The 17072-nt window shown below is 65.9% G+C and carries 18 protein-coding genes and 1 pseudogene; 8 read left to right on the top strand and 11 right to left on the bottom strand.

What is annotated here, in order from left to right; genetic code table 11:
• Positions 1-190 precede the first annotated feature (190 nt).
• Positions 191-943 (bottom strand): glycoside hydrolase family 16 protein, encoded by a 753-nt coding sequence (locus ACWDSI_RS19810; RefSeq protein WP_449757587.1) that lies wholly within the window; start codon positions 941-943, stop codon positions 191-193.
• On the opposite strand from ACWDSI_RS19810, the gene ACWDSI_RS19805 reads away from it, so the two are divergent.
• From ACWDSI_RS19805 to ACWDSI_RS19790, 4 genes and pseudogenes are all read left to right on the top strand, one after another.
• The gene (locus ACWDSI_RS19805) at positions 936-1424 is read left to right on the top strand and encodes a BRCT domain-containing protein (RefSeq protein ID WP_449757586.1); all 489 of its coding nucleotides are present in this window, start codon (positions 936-938) and stop codon (positions 1422-1424) included. The two genes, ACWDSI_RS19810 and ACWDSI_RS19805, sit on opposite strands and share 8 nt — an antisense overlap.
• A gap of 91 nt (positions 1425-1515) precedes the next feature.
• On the top strand, positions 1516-3246 hold the full coding sequence (locus ACWDSI_RS19800; protein WP_449757585.1) for a SulP family inorganic anion transporter: 1731 nt from the start codon (positions 1516-1518) through the stop codon (positions 3244-3246).
• A gap of 152 nt (positions 3247-3398) precedes the next feature.
• Positions 3399-3686: a TY-Chap domain-containing protein gene (locus ACWDSI_RS19795; RefSeq protein WP_449757584.1), complete on the top strand. Its 288-nt coding sequence runs from the start codon at positions 3399-3401 to the stop codon at positions 3684-3686.
• Between the two features lie 216 nt (positions 3687-3902).
• Positions 3903-4076 (top strand): annotated as a pseudogene (locus ACWDSI_RS19790) (IS256 family transposase); the annotation flags it as partial.
• Between the two features lie 74 nt (positions 4077-4150).
• On the opposite strand, the gene ACWDSI_RS19785 reads toward ACWDSI_RS19790, so the two are convergent.
• The 4 genes from ACWDSI_RS19785 to ACWDSI_RS19770 all read right to left on the bottom strand — a co-directional run bounded on the left by ACWDSI_RS19785 (position 4151) and on the right by ACWDSI_RS19770 (position 8379).
• On the bottom strand, positions 4151-4447 hold the full coding sequence (locus ACWDSI_RS19785) for a hypothetical protein (protein ID WP_449757583.1): 297 nt from the start codon (positions 4445-4447) through the stop codon (positions 4151-4153).
• 734 nt (positions 4448-5181) lie between these two features.
• Positions 5182-6348, bottom strand: coding sequence for a hypothetical protein (locus ACWDSI_RS19780; protein WP_449757582.1), 1167 nt, complete (start codon positions 6346-6348; stop codon positions 5182-5184).
• Between the two features lie 228 nt (positions 6349-6576).
• Positions 6577-7482, bottom strand: coding sequence for a restriction endonuclease (locus ACWDSI_RS19775; protein WP_006357180.1), 906 nt, complete (start codon positions 7480-7482; stop codon positions 6577-6579).
• A gap of 444 nt (positions 7483-7926) precedes the next feature.
• A complete protein-coding gene (locus ACWDSI_RS19770) occupies positions 7927-8379 on the bottom strand; it encodes an anthrone oxygenase family protein (protein ID WP_449747694.1) in 453 nt (150 codons plus the stop codon).
• A gap of 80 nt (positions 8380-8459) precedes the next feature.
• On the opposite strand from ACWDSI_RS19770, the gene ACWDSI_RS19765 reads away from it, so the two are divergent.
• The gene (locus ACWDSI_RS19765; RefSeq protein WP_449757581.1) at positions 8460-9419 is read left to right on the top strand and encodes a cupin domain-containing protein; all 960 of its coding nucleotides are present in this window, start codon (positions 8460-8462) and stop codon (positions 9417-9419) included.
• 59 nt (positions 9420-9478) lie between these two features.
• Here ACWDSI_RS19765 and ACWDSI_RS19760 read toward each other — a convergent pair whose 3' ends face one another.
• Positions 9479-10360 (bottom strand): 2-hydroxy-3-oxopropionate reductase, encoded by an 882-nt coding sequence (locus tag ACWDSI_RS19760; RefSeq protein WP_449757580.1) that lies wholly within the window; start codon positions 10358-10360, stop codon positions 9479-9481.
• A gap of 40 nt (positions 10361-10400) precedes the next feature.
• Positions 10401-11204 (bottom strand): hydroxypyruvate isomerase family protein, encoded by an 804-nt coding sequence (locus tag ACWDSI_RS19755; RefSeq protein WP_449757579.1) that lies wholly within the window; start codon positions 11202-11204, stop codon positions 10401-10403.
• A 40-nt stretch (positions 11205-11244) separates the two neighbouring features.
• Here ACWDSI_RS19755 and ACWDSI_RS19750 point away from each other — a divergent pair, with 40 nt between their 5' ends.
• Together ACWDSI_RS19750 and ACWDSI_RS19745 are read left to right on the top strand one after the other, a co-directional pair.
• Entirely contained in the window at positions 11245-11607 is a 363-nt protein-coding gene (locus ACWDSI_RS19750) for a nuclear transport factor 2 family protein (protein ID WP_449757578.1), read from the top strand.
• A complete protein-coding gene (locus ACWDSI_RS19745) occupies positions 11604-12203 on the top strand; it encodes a thymidine kinase (RefSeq protein WP_449757577.1) in 600 nt (199 codons plus the stop codon). The genes ACWDSI_RS19750 and ACWDSI_RS19745 overlap by 4 nt, the downstream gene beginning before the upstream one ends.
• A 7-nt stretch (positions 12204-12210) precedes the next feature.
• Here the strand turns inward: ACWDSI_RS19745 and ACWDSI_RS19740 are convergent, their stop codons facing one another.
• Together ACWDSI_RS19740 and ACWDSI_RS19735 are read right to left on the bottom strand one after the other, a co-directional pair.
• On the bottom strand, positions 12211-13839 hold the full coding sequence (locus tag ACWDSI_RS19740; protein WP_449757576.1) for an MFS transporter: 1629 nt from the start codon (positions 13837-13839) through the stop codon (positions 12211-12213).
• Between the two features lie 36 nt (positions 13840-13875).
• Positions 13876-14997 (bottom strand): NDMA-dependent alcohol dehydrogenase, encoded by a 1122-nt coding sequence (locus tag ACWDSI_RS19735; protein WP_449757575.1) that lies wholly within the window; start codon positions 14995-14997, stop codon positions 13876-13878.
• 154 nt (positions 14998-15151) lie between these two features.
• On the opposite strand from ACWDSI_RS19735, the gene ACWDSI_RS19730 reads away from it, so the two are divergent.
• A complete protein-coding gene (locus ACWDSI_RS19730) occupies positions 15152-15736 on the top strand; it encodes an acyl-CoA-like ligand-binding transcription factor (RefSeq protein WP_449757574.1) in 585 nt (194 codons plus the stop codon).
• A gap of 12 nt (positions 15737-15748) precedes the next feature.
• On the opposite strand, the gene ACWDSI_RS19725 is transcribed toward ACWDSI_RS19730, so the two are convergent.
• Both ACWDSI_RS19725 and ACWDSI_RS19720 read right to left on the bottom strand, forming a co-directional pair.
• Positions 15749-15934: a hypothetical protein gene (locus ACWDSI_RS19725; protein ID WP_449757573.1), complete on the bottom strand. Its 186-nt coding sequence runs from the start codon at positions 15932-15934 to the stop codon at positions 15749-15751.
• Between the two features lie 49 nt (positions 15935-15983).
• On the bottom strand, positions 15984-16994 hold the full coding sequence (locus tag ACWDSI_RS19720; RefSeq protein ID WP_449757588.1) for an alkaline phosphatase D family protein: 1011 nt from the start codon (positions 16992-16994) through the stop codon (positions 15984-15986).
• Positions 16995-17072 lie beyond the last annotated feature (78 nt).

Here is a 17072-nt window from a genome sequence, read left to right as displayed (position 1 = left end):
TTCGAGAAAGGCAAACTCGTCGAACCCGACGCCACCTCAGGCACCCAGGAGGCCGCCTGAAAACCGCTCATCCACAGGTCTTGACAATATCTCCGTCTCGGGGCTCGACCGGCTAAAGGTGGCTACCAGCAGGAGGGTGGCCGCTCAGCGGGTTGGGGTCGGGAGCCCGCCCAACGGGAGTGTGAGGCCGTCAGCCGTTGTAGGCCCACACCGAGACCCAGTCGACCTGAAGGTGGCCGGCGCTGTTGCCGTTGCCGTTGGTCTCGGCCTGTAGTTGCCAGCGCATCGGACCGCTGGGGACGAACAGGGTGCTGTCGAGGACGACGGTATTGTCCAGGAGGTAGCGGATGCGGCCCGGACTCCACTCCATGGTGTAGGTATGCCACTGTGTGAAGGAGGCGCCGATGTCAGTTGCCACGGCCTGGCAGGCGTTGCATGAGCCCACACCCGAATAGTGGTGGAAGCCGCCGGCATTGCCCGCGAGACTACCTTCGGGGAAGTCGAACTCGCCGTCTCGTGGCCACACCTCCGATTGCGGCCACAGTAGGAAGGCCACGTAGTACTCGTTCAGGCCTGGACGGTCGACGCGCATGCGGACCGAGTACCGGCCGTAGGACTGATACTGACTCGTTCCGGTGATCAGCGGCGACGGATTGGCGCCTGCGGGTTTGCCGTCAACCTGATGGAGGTAGAAGTCCAAGGTGCCGCCTGTCACGCTGAGGACGGCGTCGGGTCGGTAGGGACGTTTCTGATAGGTGTCGAGATAGCACTGCGGGTAGGTGCGCCACTTCTGGCCCTGTGCTCCGGTGTAAACGATCTTGTCCGGCTCACAGGAATTCGCCCACGAACCGATTGCCGCATCCTTGGTGAATTCATCGACGAAGATGTGTCGCCACCCGGCGAGATCTCCCGATGGCGCCGCCTGACCGGACGGATTGGTCACCGCAGCGGACGTCGTCGTCGCCGGGCGCGATTGGACCAACGATGACGTGTGCCGGATCCGTGATCTGCCTGCTCCGGATGATCTCAAGTGCTGGATCTGGCATGCGACGGCGGCGCGGGGCCTGCGCTACGTGGACGGCACCGCCGCACTCGAGGCCATCGGGTCACTTCGCACCGTCGACATGGGCGGCACACGTGGGCCGGCGTCGCTGCGTGATCAGCGAGTGGTGGTCACCGGCCGCTTCGAGATCGGTACCCAGGATGAACTCCGCGACCTCATCGAGGACGCGGGCGGCGTCGTGCAGTCGGCGGTCAGCGACGACACGTCGGTGTTGGTGCGGGCACATCAGATCGACAACACCGTCGGCGGATTCGAGGGTCGGAAACTCTTCTCGGTGCGTGAACGCAAGCGCCGTGGCCAGACCATCCACGTGATCGATGAGCACCGCCTGTGCCGATTGGTGGGTCTGAGCCCGGTCTGACCAACTGGCGGACGCACACTCGACGCGAAACAGCGCACACTCGACGGGAATGCGCGCCCACTCGACAGGGTGAGGACCGATAATCCTCGGCATGGCATCGCTGTCGGGGCTCGCACGGCTCTTCCCGGGTCTGCACACCCTCCTGCATTACGACCGGTCGTGGCTCCGCGGTGACCTCGTCGCCGGGATCGTGGTGACCGCCCTGCTGATCCCGGCCGGTATGGGCTACGCCGAGGTCGCCGGTCTTCCACCGGTCACCGGTCTCTACGCGACGATCGTCCCGCTGCTGGTCTACGCGTTCGTCGGACCCTCCCGCATCCTCGTGTTGGGCCCCGACTCCTCACTCGCCCCGATCATCGCCGCGGCGATCATCCCGCTCGCCGTCGTCGACGAGGACCGGGTCGCGCTGGCCGGGGTGCTGGCGATCGAGGTCGGCCTGGTACTGCTGGTCGCGGCCGTGCTGCGGCTCGGATTCGTCACCGACTTGCTGAGCAAACCGATCCGCATCGGCTACCTCAACGGCATCGCGTTGATCGTGCTGCTCGGCCAACTCCCCAAACTGCTCGGCTTCAGTATCGAGGGCGATTCGGTGATCGAGCAGGTCCGTGACATCGTGCACGCCGTGACGCACTCCGAGATCGAGTGGCTGCCCGCGGCCATCGGCGTCGTCGGCCTGGCGGTGATCTTCGGTCTCAAGCGGTGGCGCAAGTCGGTGCCCGGTGTGCTCGTCGCCGTCGTCGGCGCGATCATCGTCGTCGCGGCGTGCGGGTGGCAGGACCGGCTGCCGGTGGCCGGTGCGATGCCGCGCGGACTGCCGTCGCCGCACCTGGCCGGGGTGAGCTGGCAGGACGCACTGTCCCTGCTCGGTCCGGCGGCCGGCATCGCACTCATCGCCTTCGCCGACACGAGTGTGTTGTCGCGGACCTTTGCCGCCCGCGCCGGCTCCGCGGTCAATCCCAATCAGGAGATGGGTGCGGTCGGTGCGGCGAACATCGCCGGCGGATTCCTCGGTGGTTTCGCCGTCTCGGCGTCGTCGTCGCGCACCCCGGTCGCCGAACAGGCAGGCGCGCGAACACAATTGGCGTCTCTGGTCGGCGCGGTGCTGATCGTTGTCTTCATTCTGGTGGCCCCGAACGTCACCGCCTACCTACCATCGGCGGTGCTGGCGGCCGTCGTCATCGCCGCCGCCGTCTCCCTCGTCGACATCCCCGGCACCGCCGCGCTGTTCCGCATCAACCGGGTCGACGGGGCGCTGAGCGTCGTCGCGTTCCTCGGAGTGGCGCTGGTCGGGGTGCTCCAAGGCATCATCTTCGCCGTGGTGCTGTCACTGGTGGCGTTCGTCAACCTGGCGTGGCGGCCGTATCGCACCGAACTCGGCCGGGTACCCGGCCTGCGGGGATACCACGACCTCACCCGGCATCCCGAGGCCAGACCCGTCGACGGCGTCGTCATCGTCCGCTTCGACGCACCACTGTTCTTCGCCAACGGCGGCATGTTCGACGACTTCGTCCGGTCCCGGGTGGTCGCGGCGCTGGCCGACGGACGCAGCGTGCACACCGTCATCATCGCCGCCGAACCGATCACCGAGATCGACTCGACCGCCGTCGACGAGTTGGTGGAACTCGACGACTTCCTCCGCTCACAGGAGATGACGCTCGTGTTGGCGGAGATGAAGGACCCAGTGCGTGACCAGCTCAGCCGCTATCACCTCGAGGTCGGCGGTCGGCCACGATTCGACGAGTCCTCGTTCGCCCCGACCACCGGCGCCAAGATCGACGAGATCACCGGGCACCTGCGCAGCGACATCGACCCCACCGGCTGATTCACCCCTGTGACGCTCGTCCGCAGGTAACGCTCGGTGCGATGTCCCCGACATACGGGTCATACGAACAGTGGGATCCCTGCGTCGCAGCACTCCACAGCTCACGGCCGGACCGTAGCCTCGCTCTAGCGACAGGTCCGAAGGGGATTGACATGGGTGATTTCGACGGCACCATCGGAGCGGCCTGGACCGAGTACCGCGCCAAGCTTGCCGACCGCCTGACCCGCCTCGCCCCCAGTGCGTCGCTAATCGCCGAACAGAACAGCTCCATCCCCGAGGGTGCCCACGGCCTCGTCGAGTTCACCGTCACCGACGACGACCGGATCCCGTCTTCGTACTTCGAGGCAGCTGATGGCACGGAACCATGGTGCCTCACGGCCAGCGCGGCGTTGGCAGCAACCGGCGGAGACGAGCAAGGATCGCAGCGGCCTCTGGATTAACAGCGGCCGGTGAAACCGCTCACCCTCCGGGGGCGAACCGCTCCCAGCCGAGAAACGCCCAGAACTGGTGCGCCTCCTCGGAGTCATTCGGGGTGTACTCGCTGCGTCTTCACCCAGGCGGGCCGTCTTGGGCGAACCACGGCGCCGTGGGTGTCGCCGTCCGCAAGCGTCGTCGCGTGGTGGCGGCCAGCGGGTTGGCGCGCTCTCGGTATCGGCGGATCCCGCGCGGCCGGCATCGCGATGGCCTACAAACTGATCGAGGCCGCGCAGTCGAAATGGCGGGCGGTCAACGCACCACATCTGGTGAAACTGGTCCGTGATGGCGCCACCTTCGAGAAAGGCAAACTCGTCGAACCCGACGCCACCTCAGGCACCCAGGAGGCCGCCTGAAAACCGCTCATCCACAGGTCTTGACAATATCTCCATGTAGGGCTTCGCCAGTATCTCCGCGCGGCGCTCCGGCGTCATGCTGCACCGCCCGTGCTGAGAACCTTGCGCTTCGAAGCGAACCAGGCGTCGAGGTCGCTTTCCGCATACCACCGCTGGTGAGCGAAGATCACGACGGCTAACCGACCCGACTCAGTCTCCGTCTTGACGAATCTGGAACTGCAACGCACGCCGTACTTCTCAGCGATTCGCTCTGCCGCCGCCTGCTCGCCGCGATAGTGGGGTTCTTCCGGTTTATGCATGTTGTTGTCCTCTGTGGGAACAATGCCAGTCGACGCACGACGCACGCCCTGGCAGAGATCGGCCAGTTGCATGCGTGGTTTGTTGTCGTCTACTTGCCTAAGCGCGCCACCCTTAACTGGGTTCCCGCCAACAGGAATGGGCGCGCCTCACTGGCGTTCACGGAGGACGGCTAACGCCTGCCGCCTCGATGGCTTCGACTTGTCCGTTCCTCCTCCGGGACGCTCGCGCGGGCCGGACTTCTCGGGGCCGATACCTAGATCGTACCCGAACCGTTCCGAATCGGTACCCGAATTACGTTGCACGCCAACAGATAAGCGTTCAACTATCACTTTCGAGTAACAAGCCCCGAGTAGGTAGCTATTGGGCGATCTCGCGAAAACGCGCACAGGCGAAATGAGGCGCGTTTCCGGCAACCAATGCAAGCGTGTGACTTGCCACACATCCGCGCTACTACGCTCGTCGGACTCGCTTCTTCGCCAGCGGAGCGGTGGGAGGAGGTAGCAACCGAGCTTGCGACTCGATCGCCTCGGCAGTGGTGTCGCTCGCGATTGTGCCGCGATAGGTGTGTCCACCCTCCACACTCAGCGGGGTCACGGTTGGACCTGGGTTGCCAGGCATGGTGTCGCGGGCCGGACGGTAGGGGTCGGTCGTGCTGTTGCGACCGTTCGACCGCCCCGTCGAGAACTCCGATTCTCCGGGGTCTTGTGAGTTACGCATTGTGTGTCTCCTTAGATGGGTCCGCCCCGCCTCGGTCGCGCTCGGGGGAGGTGAGCACGCCGGGGCGGGGCAGGGTTCGAAAGTCGATTCAGACTGCGAACGTAGGCGGTTCGTAGTCTCCCGTCGACTTCACCTGGATCACGGCTGCCGCACCGCGACGACGGGTGCCGACTCCGAAGGACCGCTGAAGGTAGGAGTTCTGGAGGGGGTACCGTTCCGCTCCGGGGATGATCCGCAAGCCGTGATAGGCGGCGTTGGTGTGCTGCCGAATCGCGATCGGGTTGACCTCCGAGTTGGGACCGCCCGTCGCCGCGACCGCCACGTACCCGGCCGGGATCAGGTTCGACGTGATCACGAGCGCATGGCCATAACTCCCGAAAACAGGCAGACCCTTGTAGGTTTCGGGGGCCTGCTGGCCGACGATTGTTTCCTCGGTCAAAAATGCCGGAGCAGACTTCGATAACACGAAGTCGTACTTGGCAATCGGGCCGCCGTCACGGGACTCTTCGCCGCGTCGGAACGTCGCGATCACGTCCGCCTCGAACTCGTTGCAGAGGATGATGAGCTGGGCGCCGGCCACAGGACCGTAGCCCTTGGAGGTGATGGCCTTGATTGCGAGTTCGAGATCCCCGGAGTCGATTGTGTTGGCGCCGCTGACGAGGTAGTGCGACGTGGTCTCGGGGAACTCCACGCCCATATACGGCGGCGGGGCGACCCCGTCGTCGCCGGTGTAGAGGCCATAGACGGTCGTCGCGTCCTCGTTGGCGCCGGGAGCCGGATCGAACAACCGGTTTAGCACCGTCCCGGTCAGCAATCGATTATCCGCCTCAATTGCCTGGGTCAGGTTGGCGTCGAGTTGCCGCGAATCGGCGTCGCGCAGGAACTTCCAAGTAGTGCCCAGTCGCAGATCGTAGTCCGTGAAGGTGTAGCCGAGCCGCAGCACATCCGCATCGGCACGGCCTGAGACCGGCACACCAAACTCGGAGGCCTCCTCGAACTTCATTTGCGCCAACGTCTGCGGCACGGCCTCGCCTCGCAGCGTCGTATAGAAGCTGAGGAGGGAGGCGATAGAGGTTCGCTCCTCGTTCCAGACCTCCAGCACCGCCGCCCATTCGTCCCAGATGACGTTGAGGTCGATGCCGTCGGCGGTGGAGTTGACGAGAACGTCGGCCTGGCTGCTGATACCTCGGCCTCGCCGGGGTTCTGCACCGAGGATGGGTGCGAGCGCGAGCTGACGAACGGGTTGCACGGACATAGTTGTCTCCCCTGTTGTTTGGGTGGCTTGATCTGAGGGTTGCTCTAGCTCCAGGCCACCAGCCAAGGGAGTTACTACGCACCGCGCAGCGGGATTGAGCGAATATGAGGTGAGCCGGTCGTCTCCGACGACGGCTCGGCCTTAACGGTACTCGAAGCTCCCCCGCACACACTGCGCGTCAATACGAATTGGGATAGCGCAGCGTCGAGGGAGAAGACTGGCGGGCGTCTACCGCGGCTCCAGCGCGGAGAAGAAGTCTGGATCGACGGTGACGTCTTCAACCACACGTTCCCGCGTTTCGACGCCAAGCGCGTTCTCTTTGAGAAGTTGGCATAGCCTGTCGCCGTCGATGAGGTCTATCGGCGGCGCTCCGTCACGCTTCGACTCGTCTTGAGCGTCCTTCGTGAAAGATCCAGTGGTGATCAGCAGTCCCTTTTCGCCACGTCCCGCCATGGCGCCCCGGAAGTCGCGCACCGCAGAAGACCCCACACTGCCTCGGTACCGCTTGCATTGAAAGTAGACGGGAAAGCTCAACAGAGACAGTTGGAGCACACCCATCCCGTCGATCCCGCCATCGCCACTCTTGCCGGTAACGACCACGCTTGAGAACCCTGACTCGCGGAGAAGCCTCTTAGCGAGATTCTCGAAGCCCGCCGGGGACATCTCCAGTAGTACATCTAGCAGGCGTTCCTGCCATTCCACACCTTCGTTATCTCCGCCGTGCTCGTCAGCCAACGGAGACTCCGCATCCCGCACGGCCTCCGATCGACCTTGTCGCTTCTTGATGCGGTTCTCACGCACGGTTTGGATGTACTCGGCTCGCAGTGGCTCGATCTGGGTCTCAGAAGTCACCCTGCCGAGTTCAGTCACACTCCAAACGCCGCGCTTACTGTTGGTTAGAAGTCCCATCCCCTTCAAATATGTGCGCGCCCACGCAAGGCGGTACTTGATCTCCGTAGTGGGTCCGTCGCCGTGCAGCACGTCCTGCATTTCGCGCGGGTATCCCTCACGTTCGATCACCGCTGCGTCGAGTTCTTCAATGGAAGCGGACCCTCCGAGAGCAATGACGGCCTGCAACGTCGGCCACAGCATGTCTTGGTAGGGAGGCACCTTAACGGACATGCCGACAAGCATCTCACCACGCGAGCTGTTACCGGCTCACCCGCATGCCGTTCATCCAAACGGGGCCGCACAGGGGCCGCGTCCGAGACCGAATCCCAGCCGTCCGGGACCGAATCGGAGGCGTCCCGAAGCGGGCCGAAAGCGGCCTGTTTACCAGACCTGACCAGCGGTTACGTGTACCCCGGCGAGGCGTCTACCTGCACCGACTCGAACCCACGTGCGGACCCTGAAAATTCTTCCCAAGCTGAATACGCGGGTTCGATTCCCGTCATCGGCTCCAGACTCGGCCATCCGGCTGATCCCGCCGCGCACGCCAGACGCTTCCGCGGTCGGTCTGCTTTGTACGGTCTCGACGGTCGACTCGATCCGCGATGCACCATCAACGAGAGTCCTGATCAGAGCGATCTGACCGGGACTTTCGTCGTGTCTGTGGCGCCACGACTCGCTCGCACCCGGTCAGAGCCGCAGGGCGGCCACGGCAAGACTCGCGAATGCGCCGACGCTGGTGACGGTTCGGACCACGTTCCACACCGTCCAGGACGACTCGAATGCGGCACGAAGTCGAGCCACCGGTTCCACTCCGTCCTGCAGTGCGGTGTTGAGCGGGACGTTGACGGCCATGGTGATCACCACGGCGACGACGTACAGGCCCGCACCGACGACAAGCCACCAGCGGGCCTCACCGCGCCATCCGAGTACCGCGACGACCAGGGTCAGGATCAGCGCGCCGCCGAACAACGCGCCGAACACCGGATTGAGGATGGCGACGTTGATGCCCCGCATCGTGGCGACGAAGGAGGCGTCGTCGACGCGACGCAACCCTGGCATGACGGAGTAGGAGAATGCGGCGAACAAGCCGGCGATCAACCCGGTGGAGATGACGGCCAAGAGCAGAAGTGTGCGGGTCATGTAGCCATATCACCGCCAATCACGGAGACGGTCCATGCCGATTCCTCGCTCTCGCATACGTCATCGTCTACCTTGGGCGTATGGACGCAGTGGCCGGGCTGCTCTACGGTGCGCGGGCCGACGGCGCCTTCATGATCCGGAGTGTGTTCTCACCGCCGTGGTCCTTCCGAATCTGCGACGAGGCCCCCTTGGCGGTGGCGGTCTGTGTCAGCGGCGCGGCCTGGGTCGTGCCCGACGATTCTCCGCCGGTCCACCTGCATCCGGGCGACGTCGCAGTCTTCCGCGGCCCTGATCCCTACACCGTTGCCGCAGACCCCTCGATCGCGCCGACGGTGTTCATCCAGCCCGGACAACACTGCGTCGATGCGTTCGGCAACTCGATGGCTCCAGAGATGGTCTTCGAATCATCAAGCCGCAGTTGGGGTAACGACCAGACCGGGAAAGATGTGCTCGTCACCGGCACGTACGAGTCGAGTTCGGCGGTGAGCGAACGACTTCTGCGCGCGTTGCCTTCGCTACTCGTGCTCCGGGGCGACGAGTGGTCGTCGAATCTCGTCGCCGTGCTGTGCGAGGAGGTCCAGCGCGACACTCCCGGTCAGGAGGTCTTCCTCGACCGGCTGCTGGATCTGGTGGTACTCGGCGTCATCCGTGCCTGGCTCGAGCACGGCGCGACCGCACCTGCGTGGTATCGCGCAGCACTCGATGATGTTGTGGGAGTAGCGCTGAGGGCAGTTCACGAGCGACCCGCTCACCCGTGGACGGTCGCGTCGCTGGCGGCCGAGGCAGGCGTTTCGCGGGCGGCCTTCGCCCGGCGATTCGTCACCCTCGTCGGCGAGACCCCGATGGAGTACGTCACCTCGTGGCGACTGGCCGTGGCCGCCGATCTGCTCACGCGCACCGACGACACCCTGGCCCGCATCGCGCGGCTGGTCGGGTACTCGAGTCCGTTCGCGCTCAGTGCCGCGTTCTCCCGGGTGCGGGGCGTGAGTCCAGCCGCGCATCGTAAGGCGTCACGGCCTACCCTGCTCGCCCGTGCATGAGTGGGGTTCGTGGCGCCTCGGGCTCCAATCAGCGTCACCAACGTCCTGACCCGCAACAGCTAGTGCAGCCGCCCCGACAACCGCTGCACCCCGCGAAACAGGGCGGAGTGATCAAGACCCCCGTCGCCGTTGGCGCGCGCCGAGGCCATCAGGGTGGCCACGAGCGACCCGACCGGGATCACCACACCGGCCGCGCGTGCGGCCTCGGTGACGATGCCGAGATCCTTGTGGTGCAGGTCGATTCGGCCGCCGGGCGCGAAGTCACGATCGATCATGCGTGTCGCCTTGTGGTCGAGCACCGCGGAACCCGCCAGTCCGCCGGCGAGGACCCGCGTCGCGGCCTCGGTGTCCACGTCGTGCGCCTCGAGAAAGACGATCGCCTCCGCGAGCGCCTCGATGTTGGCGGCCACGATGAGCTGATTGGCAGCCTTCACCATCTGCCCGCTACCGCTAGGACCGACGTGCACCACGGTGGCGCCGAGGACGTCGAGAACTGCCGCGGCGCGTGCGAACGCGTCGTCGGAGCCGCCGACCATGATCGACAGGGTGCCGGCCACCGCACCCTCCTCACCACCCGAGACCGGCGCGTCGAGAAATGACATCTCTGCCGCGGCGGCCGCCTCGGCCATGCGGATCGCCACGTCCGGGCGGATGCTGGAGAAGTCGACGATCACGGTCCCCGGTGCGGCGTGTGCGAACACTCCGTCGTCGCCGGTGAGGACGAGCTCGACATCGGCGGAGTCGGGCAGCATCAGCGCGACGATGTCCGCACCGGCGACCGCCGCGGCGATCGAATCAGCGCGCCGCCCACCGGCTTCCACCAGATCCGCCGCCTTCGCAGGCGTACGGTTGACACCCGTCACCGTGTGCCCGGCGCGCACCAGATTGATCGACATCGGACTCCCCATGATGCCCAGACCGATGAATGCGATTGTGGCCATACGGCTTTCCTCCTTCAAGACAAGGTCTTCCCCGACCACCTCAGACGGGATAGCCGGCGATCCAATCGAATGTGTCGCGGCGGGTTGCCCGGTACTCCAGACTGATCCAGCCCTCATACGACGCGTGGGCGAGGTGCCGGAGATGGTGCGCGAGATCGAGCGCGCCGGTCCCGGGTTCGCCGCGACCGGGGGCGTCAGCGATCTGTACATGCCCGATGCGGCGGGCGTATCGGTCGATGACCTCATCGAGGTTCTCGCGGTTGACGGCGAGGTGATAGAGGTCGGCGAGGAGCTTCACATTGGATGCACCGTAGTCGCCGACCACGCGGTCGGCGACGGCCAGTGCGTCGGCGGCATGGGTCAGCGGGTAGGCGGGGACGGCGCTGAGCGGTTCGAGCAACACGTCCGCGCCGATCGTCGCCGCACGGCGGGCCGCGAACGCGAGATTCTCCGCCGCGAGCGCATCCTGGGCGTGCGCGTCGAGACCCTCGACACGATTCCCGTACAGGGCGTTGAAACCGACGGTACCCAGTCGGTCCCCGATACCGATCGCGACGTCGACGCTGTCGCGGAACTGCGCCGAGGTCGTCGGGTGCGAGAGCACACCGCGATCTCCCGCGGCGAGATCGCCTGCGGCGAAGTTCAAGTGGGTCAATCGAACCCCGGCGTCGGCCACCGCGCGAACAAATGTCTCCACGTCGCGGTCGGCGGGCACCGCGACGTCGAACGGCCACCAGAACTCCACCGCGCCGAATCCGGCCGCACGTGCGGCCCGCGGACGCTCGAGCAACGGCAGATCGGTCAGCAGGATCGAGCAGTTGACGGTCAGTCGGCCCATGTCCATAGCGAGATCAACATACTCCGTCGCAGTACGCTTGAAATCCATGAGCGACGACCCAACCTCGCCCGAGGGCGTGGTGCGCGCCTTCTACGCTGCCTACAGTGAGTCGGCGCCCGAACGATTCGACGACATCGTCGGCGACGGCTACACCGATTACGGGCACAATCCGCCCGGCCGGGGACCGCAGGGCGCCCGCGACGATTACGAGCATGCGGTGGCCATGGTGGGCGGCGCCATCCACTACGACATCGACGCCCTGGTGGCGCGTGACGACACCGTGGCGGTGGCGTGGACGGGCCACCTGCCCACCGGCACCACCGCCCGCGGCCTGAGCCTCTACGTGGTGCGCGACGGCAAGCTCGCCGAGACACGTCACGCCCCCATCGGACCCCCGCCCACCTCATGACCCAACCCGGCAGGCTGGTGTTCTTCTACGGACCGATGGGCGCCGGCAAATCCACCCTGGCCCTGCAAACGCATTTCAACCAGAGCCAGCAGGGCCGCGTGGGCATTCTGCTCACCAAGCACGACCGATCGGGGATGGCGCTGGTGACCAGCCGCATCGGACTCGAGGCCGAGGCGGTCATGATCGACGACCACACCGATGTGCACCGCGTGGCCACCGAGGCCAGGCACGGCGCGGGACTGGATTACCTGGTGTGCGACGAAGCGCAATTCCTCACCCCCACGCAGGTCGACGAACTCGTCCGCGTCGCCGACTCCGACGGCGTCGACGTCTTCACCTACGGCCTGCTCACCGACTTCCGTTCGGTCCTGTTTCCCGGTGCGGCACGACTGGTGGAGGTGGCCGACGAAATGCACCGCATCCAGACCGTGGTGCTGTGCTGGTGCGGGCGCACCGCGTTCCTCAACGCGCGAATCGTCGACGACCGGATGGTGCGCGAGGGTGACCTCGTCGCCATCGGCGACACCACGGCCGGCGCGATCAGTTATCGCGCGTTGTGCCGCCGACACTACTTCGAGGGCCGGGCTGCACGCTGATCGAGACTCACGCCGAAATATCCGAATCCGACTGCGCCGCACCAAGTTCTGCGGCCGGGATCCGCGGCAGCCGTTGCGCGACGAGGAGTCCGAGCAGGGCCAGGAACGCGGCGAGCAGAATCGACTTCTTGATCGCCGTGATCGCCGAATCCCGGTAGTGGTCCTTCAGCGTGGCGACCTCGCCCTGCGGAATGCGGTTGGCGCGGGCGACGTCGTCCAATCGATCCGCGGGCAGTACGTCGACGCCGTCGGCGGAGGCGTCGGCGACGAGGCTCTTGGTCTGGGCGGACACCGCGGAATCGGACTGCACGGCATCGTTGAAGCCGCTCGAGAGCGAACCGATCAGCAACGCGCCCAGCAATGCCACGCCGACCGACATACCGATGTTCTGCGCGGTTCCCTGCAGGCCACCCGCCTCGCCTCGGTCCCTGTCGCCCACCGACGACATGATCACGTTGCCGAGTTGGGAGGCCACGAGCCCGAAGCCCGCGCCGAAGACCGCCATGCCGATCCCGAAGAGCAGTCCGTTGAGTTGCGGATCGATCGTGGACACCAGCACGATCGATCCCGCGGCGACGAGCACCAACCCGAGCGACACCACGGTGCGCGGCGACTGTGTGCCCGCGAAGCGGGGACTCACGAACGCCGCCAGCAGCATGGCCACCGACATCGGTGCCAGCCTCATCCCGGTCTCGAACGCGTTGTATCCGAGGACCACCTGGAGGTAGATGGGGATGACGAAGAACACGCCGCCGATGATCATCTGCTGCGCGGACAGCATGCTCAATCCGTTGCGCAGCTGGAGTTTCCGGAGCAGATCGGGATGCATGAGCGGGACGTCACCGCGGGCGATCACCCGGCGTTCCCAGGCGAAGAATCCGATCAGGACGAAGATGCCCGCGGCGATCATGAAGGGAACCACCGAGAATCCGAACGGCGTGATCTCGTGGCCGGCGATGGTCAGCGCACCGCTGGGCTTGAGGAAACCCCACGTGCCCGCCTGGACCATGGCCAAGACGATGAGGCCCAGACCGATCGCGGAGAGCGCGGTGCCGCCCCAGTCCATCCGGCGGGACGTGGCCCGCGCGGTGTCGGCGATCACCCGCACACACAGGATCACCCCGATACAGACCACCGTTTCGGCGGCGAAAACCACTCGCCAGGTGAGGTTTTCGGTGACCCACCCGCCGATCAGCGGGCCCGCCGCCGCACCGGCCGCGGCGACACCACCGAGCACGCTGTAGGCCGTGGCGCGGTCCTTGCCGGAGTAGTTGCCGGCGGTCAGCGAGATGATCGCCGGCATCACCATCACCGCGCCCGCACCCTCGATGAACGACCAGCCGAACAACAGGACGCCGATGTTGGGACTGAGCGCGGTGATCAGTGAGCCCGCCCCGTACACGGCCAGGCCCACCGCGAACACGCGCCGACGACCGAACATGTCGCCGAGGCGCCCCCCGAAGAGCATGAACGAACCCATCACCAGCGTGTAGAGCGTGATCGCCAACTGGACCGCGGTGATCGTGGTGTCCAGATCGGCGACCACGCTCGACACCGACACGTTCATCACGGTGGTGTCGAGCACCATGATGAACTGGGCGGCGCACAGGATCAGCAGCACGCCCCAGCGCTTCATGCAGGAGACGTTACTGCCACATCGGCGCCGTGCGCGTCACCCGAACCGAATGACTCCGCGGATGTTGCGGCCCTCCCGCATGTCGTCGTAGGCGGTGTTGATCTGGTCGAGCGTGTACGTCCGGGTGACGAGTTCGTCGAGCTTCAGCTTGCCGGCCCGATACATGTTGAGCAGCATCGGCATTGCCTCGCGCGGCGACTTCATACCGTAGAGCGCCCCTTGGATGCGCTTTTGCATCATGGCGAGAATGTTGGCGTTGACCCCGGGGATCACGCCATCCTCGGCTTCCGGGCTGACCCCCGTGACCACCACCGTTCCCGCCTTGCGGGTGGCGGCGAAACCCTGGCCGATGAGTTCGTTGGTCACGATGCTCGCGGTGAGGATCACGACGTCGGCGCCCTGCCCGTTGGTGAGTTCCGCGACGCGGCCCATCGATTCCTCGATCGACCCGAACGCCTCGGTGGCGCCGAAATCGACCGCCCACTTCTGTTTGTCGGCCACCGGGTCGACAGCGATGATGTGCGCGGCCCCGCTTTCGCGGGCACCCTGCACCGCATTCATGCCGACGCCACCGACACCGGCGACGATCACCACGTCGCCGCGCTGCACATTGCCCGCGGTGGTGGCCGAACCGAAGCCGGTCTGCACGCCGCACGCGACGAGGCAGGCGATCTCGAGGGGAACATCCTTGTCGATCTTCACCAGCGACATCTGGTCGTACACCTGCCACTCGGAGAAGGTTCCCAGCAAGCCCATGGTCGCGACGTCCAGGCCGTCGTCGGAATGCATCCGGTAGGTGCCGTCCATCTGGTGGCCGATCAGGATCAACGCCCCGTTGTCGCAGAGGTTCTGCATTCCGGCGGCACACCAGCGACATCGACCGCACGACGGGATGAAGGAGGTCAGGACGTGATCACCCACCTCGAAGCCGGTGACGTTCGGGCCCACCTCCCGCACGATGCCCGCACCCTCGTGGCCGCCGACGACGGGCAGGTGCCCGGCGCTGATGTCGCCGTGCGAGATGTGGTCGTCGCTGTGACAGAGGCCCGTGGCGACCATCTGTACCAGCAGTTCGCCGTCCTTGGGGGCGTCGAGTTCGAGCTCTTCGACCGACCATTCGCCGGGTGCCTCCCGCAGTACGGCAGCGCGTGTTCTCATTTTCTTTCCTCCTTCGACCTCGCCGGTTCGGCGATGTGACCTGAGTCTCAATCGGAGGATATGACACGGTGTGCCATAACAGTGCGGATTTCGATAGGACATCAAGCCGTCAGGTCACGCCGCTTGGTCTGTGCGTGTCGGCCATGATGGAGCGATGGCACACGACGCGGGCGGGCGGCCGGCCACCACCAGCGCACACCAACTCGCCGCGCAGGCCCAACGACTGTTCCTCGAGAACGGCTTCGATCAGACCAGCGTCGAAGACATCGCGACGGCCGGAGGAGTGAGCCGCCGGACGTTCTTCCGCTACTTTCGGACCAAGGCCGATGTGATCTGGGTGGAATCCGACGCCGAGCACGCGCACTTCGAGCGGCTGCTCGCGACGGCGGAACCCGGGATGGATCCGTGGGATGCCGTGGCACAGGCCTACATCGGATCGATCGATCACGGCCGTGCCGAGGACGAATGGGCCCGGCACCGCGCCCAACTCATCCTCAACGAGCCGGCCGTGCAGTCCCAGGCCTGGGCGGTGTATCGGCGATGGCGGCACACGGTGGCCGGCTTCGTGGCCGACCGCAGCGGTAGCACCGCACGCGCCCGCCTACCGCTCGCGACGGGCCATTGCGCGAACGCGGCAGTTGTTGCCGCACACGAACATTGGCTCAATCACCCCGACCTCGCGCTCGACGAGTGCATGCGCACCATGTTCGAACTCATGCGGCCGCGCGAGCCGGAGTGACCGACGGCCGGGTCAGGGCAAGCAGATACTGATGTTCGACGAACCCACCGGCACACTGATGCAGACCGAGAAGGCGTCCTGCGGTTCGATGAAGCCGCGCGAGTCGAGTGGAGCCGCCGATGCGGCGGGGGCGGCGACCGCGGCGAACGATAGGGCCGCCGCGGCCGAGGCTGCGGCAATCACAAGTCTGCGCTTCATAAGGACTCCTCAGTGGCGACGTGGTGGCAGCGTCGTTGCTGCGGCAATCCTACGGGAGTTCGATGCGGCGGCGACCGTCACGCACCTGCCACCGCGCGGCGACGTGCGTGCGGCCGCCCGGTGCGGTGACATCGTCGAGCAGATGCCAGGTCGCCAGCGCCCGGGCCGGCGTGACGTTGAGCAGCACGAATCCGTGCTGATCGAGTTGGGCCCATTTGACGTGGCGGTTGATTCCGCGCAGGGCGTCGACCGCGAATCCGAGGCTCCCGTCGGGCAGATAAAGCGTTTCGCCGATCGTGTTGGCGGTCACCGACGGCCCGACGAACTCGACACCCGCGGTCTGGCCTGCCGGGTAGGCGGCGGCGTCGAGGGGGAGGTCGTTGGCCCACGAGGTGTGGATGTCCCCGGTCATGAACACGGGGTTGCGCACGTTGTGACGGGTGATCGCCGAGAAGAGGGTGGCGCGATCGTGGCTGTAGCCGTCCCACTGGTCGGGGTTGACCACCACCCCTTCGTGCGGCAGGCCGATCTTCTCCGCCAGTGCGCCGGTGAGATTCGCGTCGAACGGCGGAAACAGCAACGGGGACAACATCACCGGGTTGCCCACGAGCTGCCAGCGGGCCGTCGACGTGGTGAGGGCGTTGATGAGGTGATCGAGCTGGGCCTTGCCGGTGATCGTCGCCGACGGCGAATCGATTGCGCTGCTGAAGAGTCCGGGCTGGCGGGTGCGGTAGGTACGCAGGTCGAGCATGGTGAGATCGGCCAGGGACCCGAAACGCAGGGTGCGGTAGAGGTGCGGATCGTCGAGATTGCCCGACCAGCGCACCGGCATCCATTCGGTGTACGCCTGAAACGATGCCCGCTTGCGCACCTGCCATGGACCGTCGCGCGTGGGGTCGTGCGGGTTGTCGCCGGTGGCGCCGTCGCGGTAGGCATTGTCGGTGAGCTCGTGATCGTCGACGGTGCAGATCCACGGATGGAGCCGGTGGGCCTCTTGCAGGTCCGGGTCGGTGCGCTGCGTGGCCAGTCGCAACCGGTAATCGGGCTCTTCCTGATTCAGAGTGCATCGAGGCGTTCTGCGAGTTGGCCAGAGTGGATCAGTGACCGCAAGATGTAGTGGCTGAGGTTGCGGAATCCG

The organism is Gordonia sp. NPDC003429 (assembly GCF_053588575.1).
This window is presented reverse-complemented; position numbering and strand designations above follow the sequence as displayed.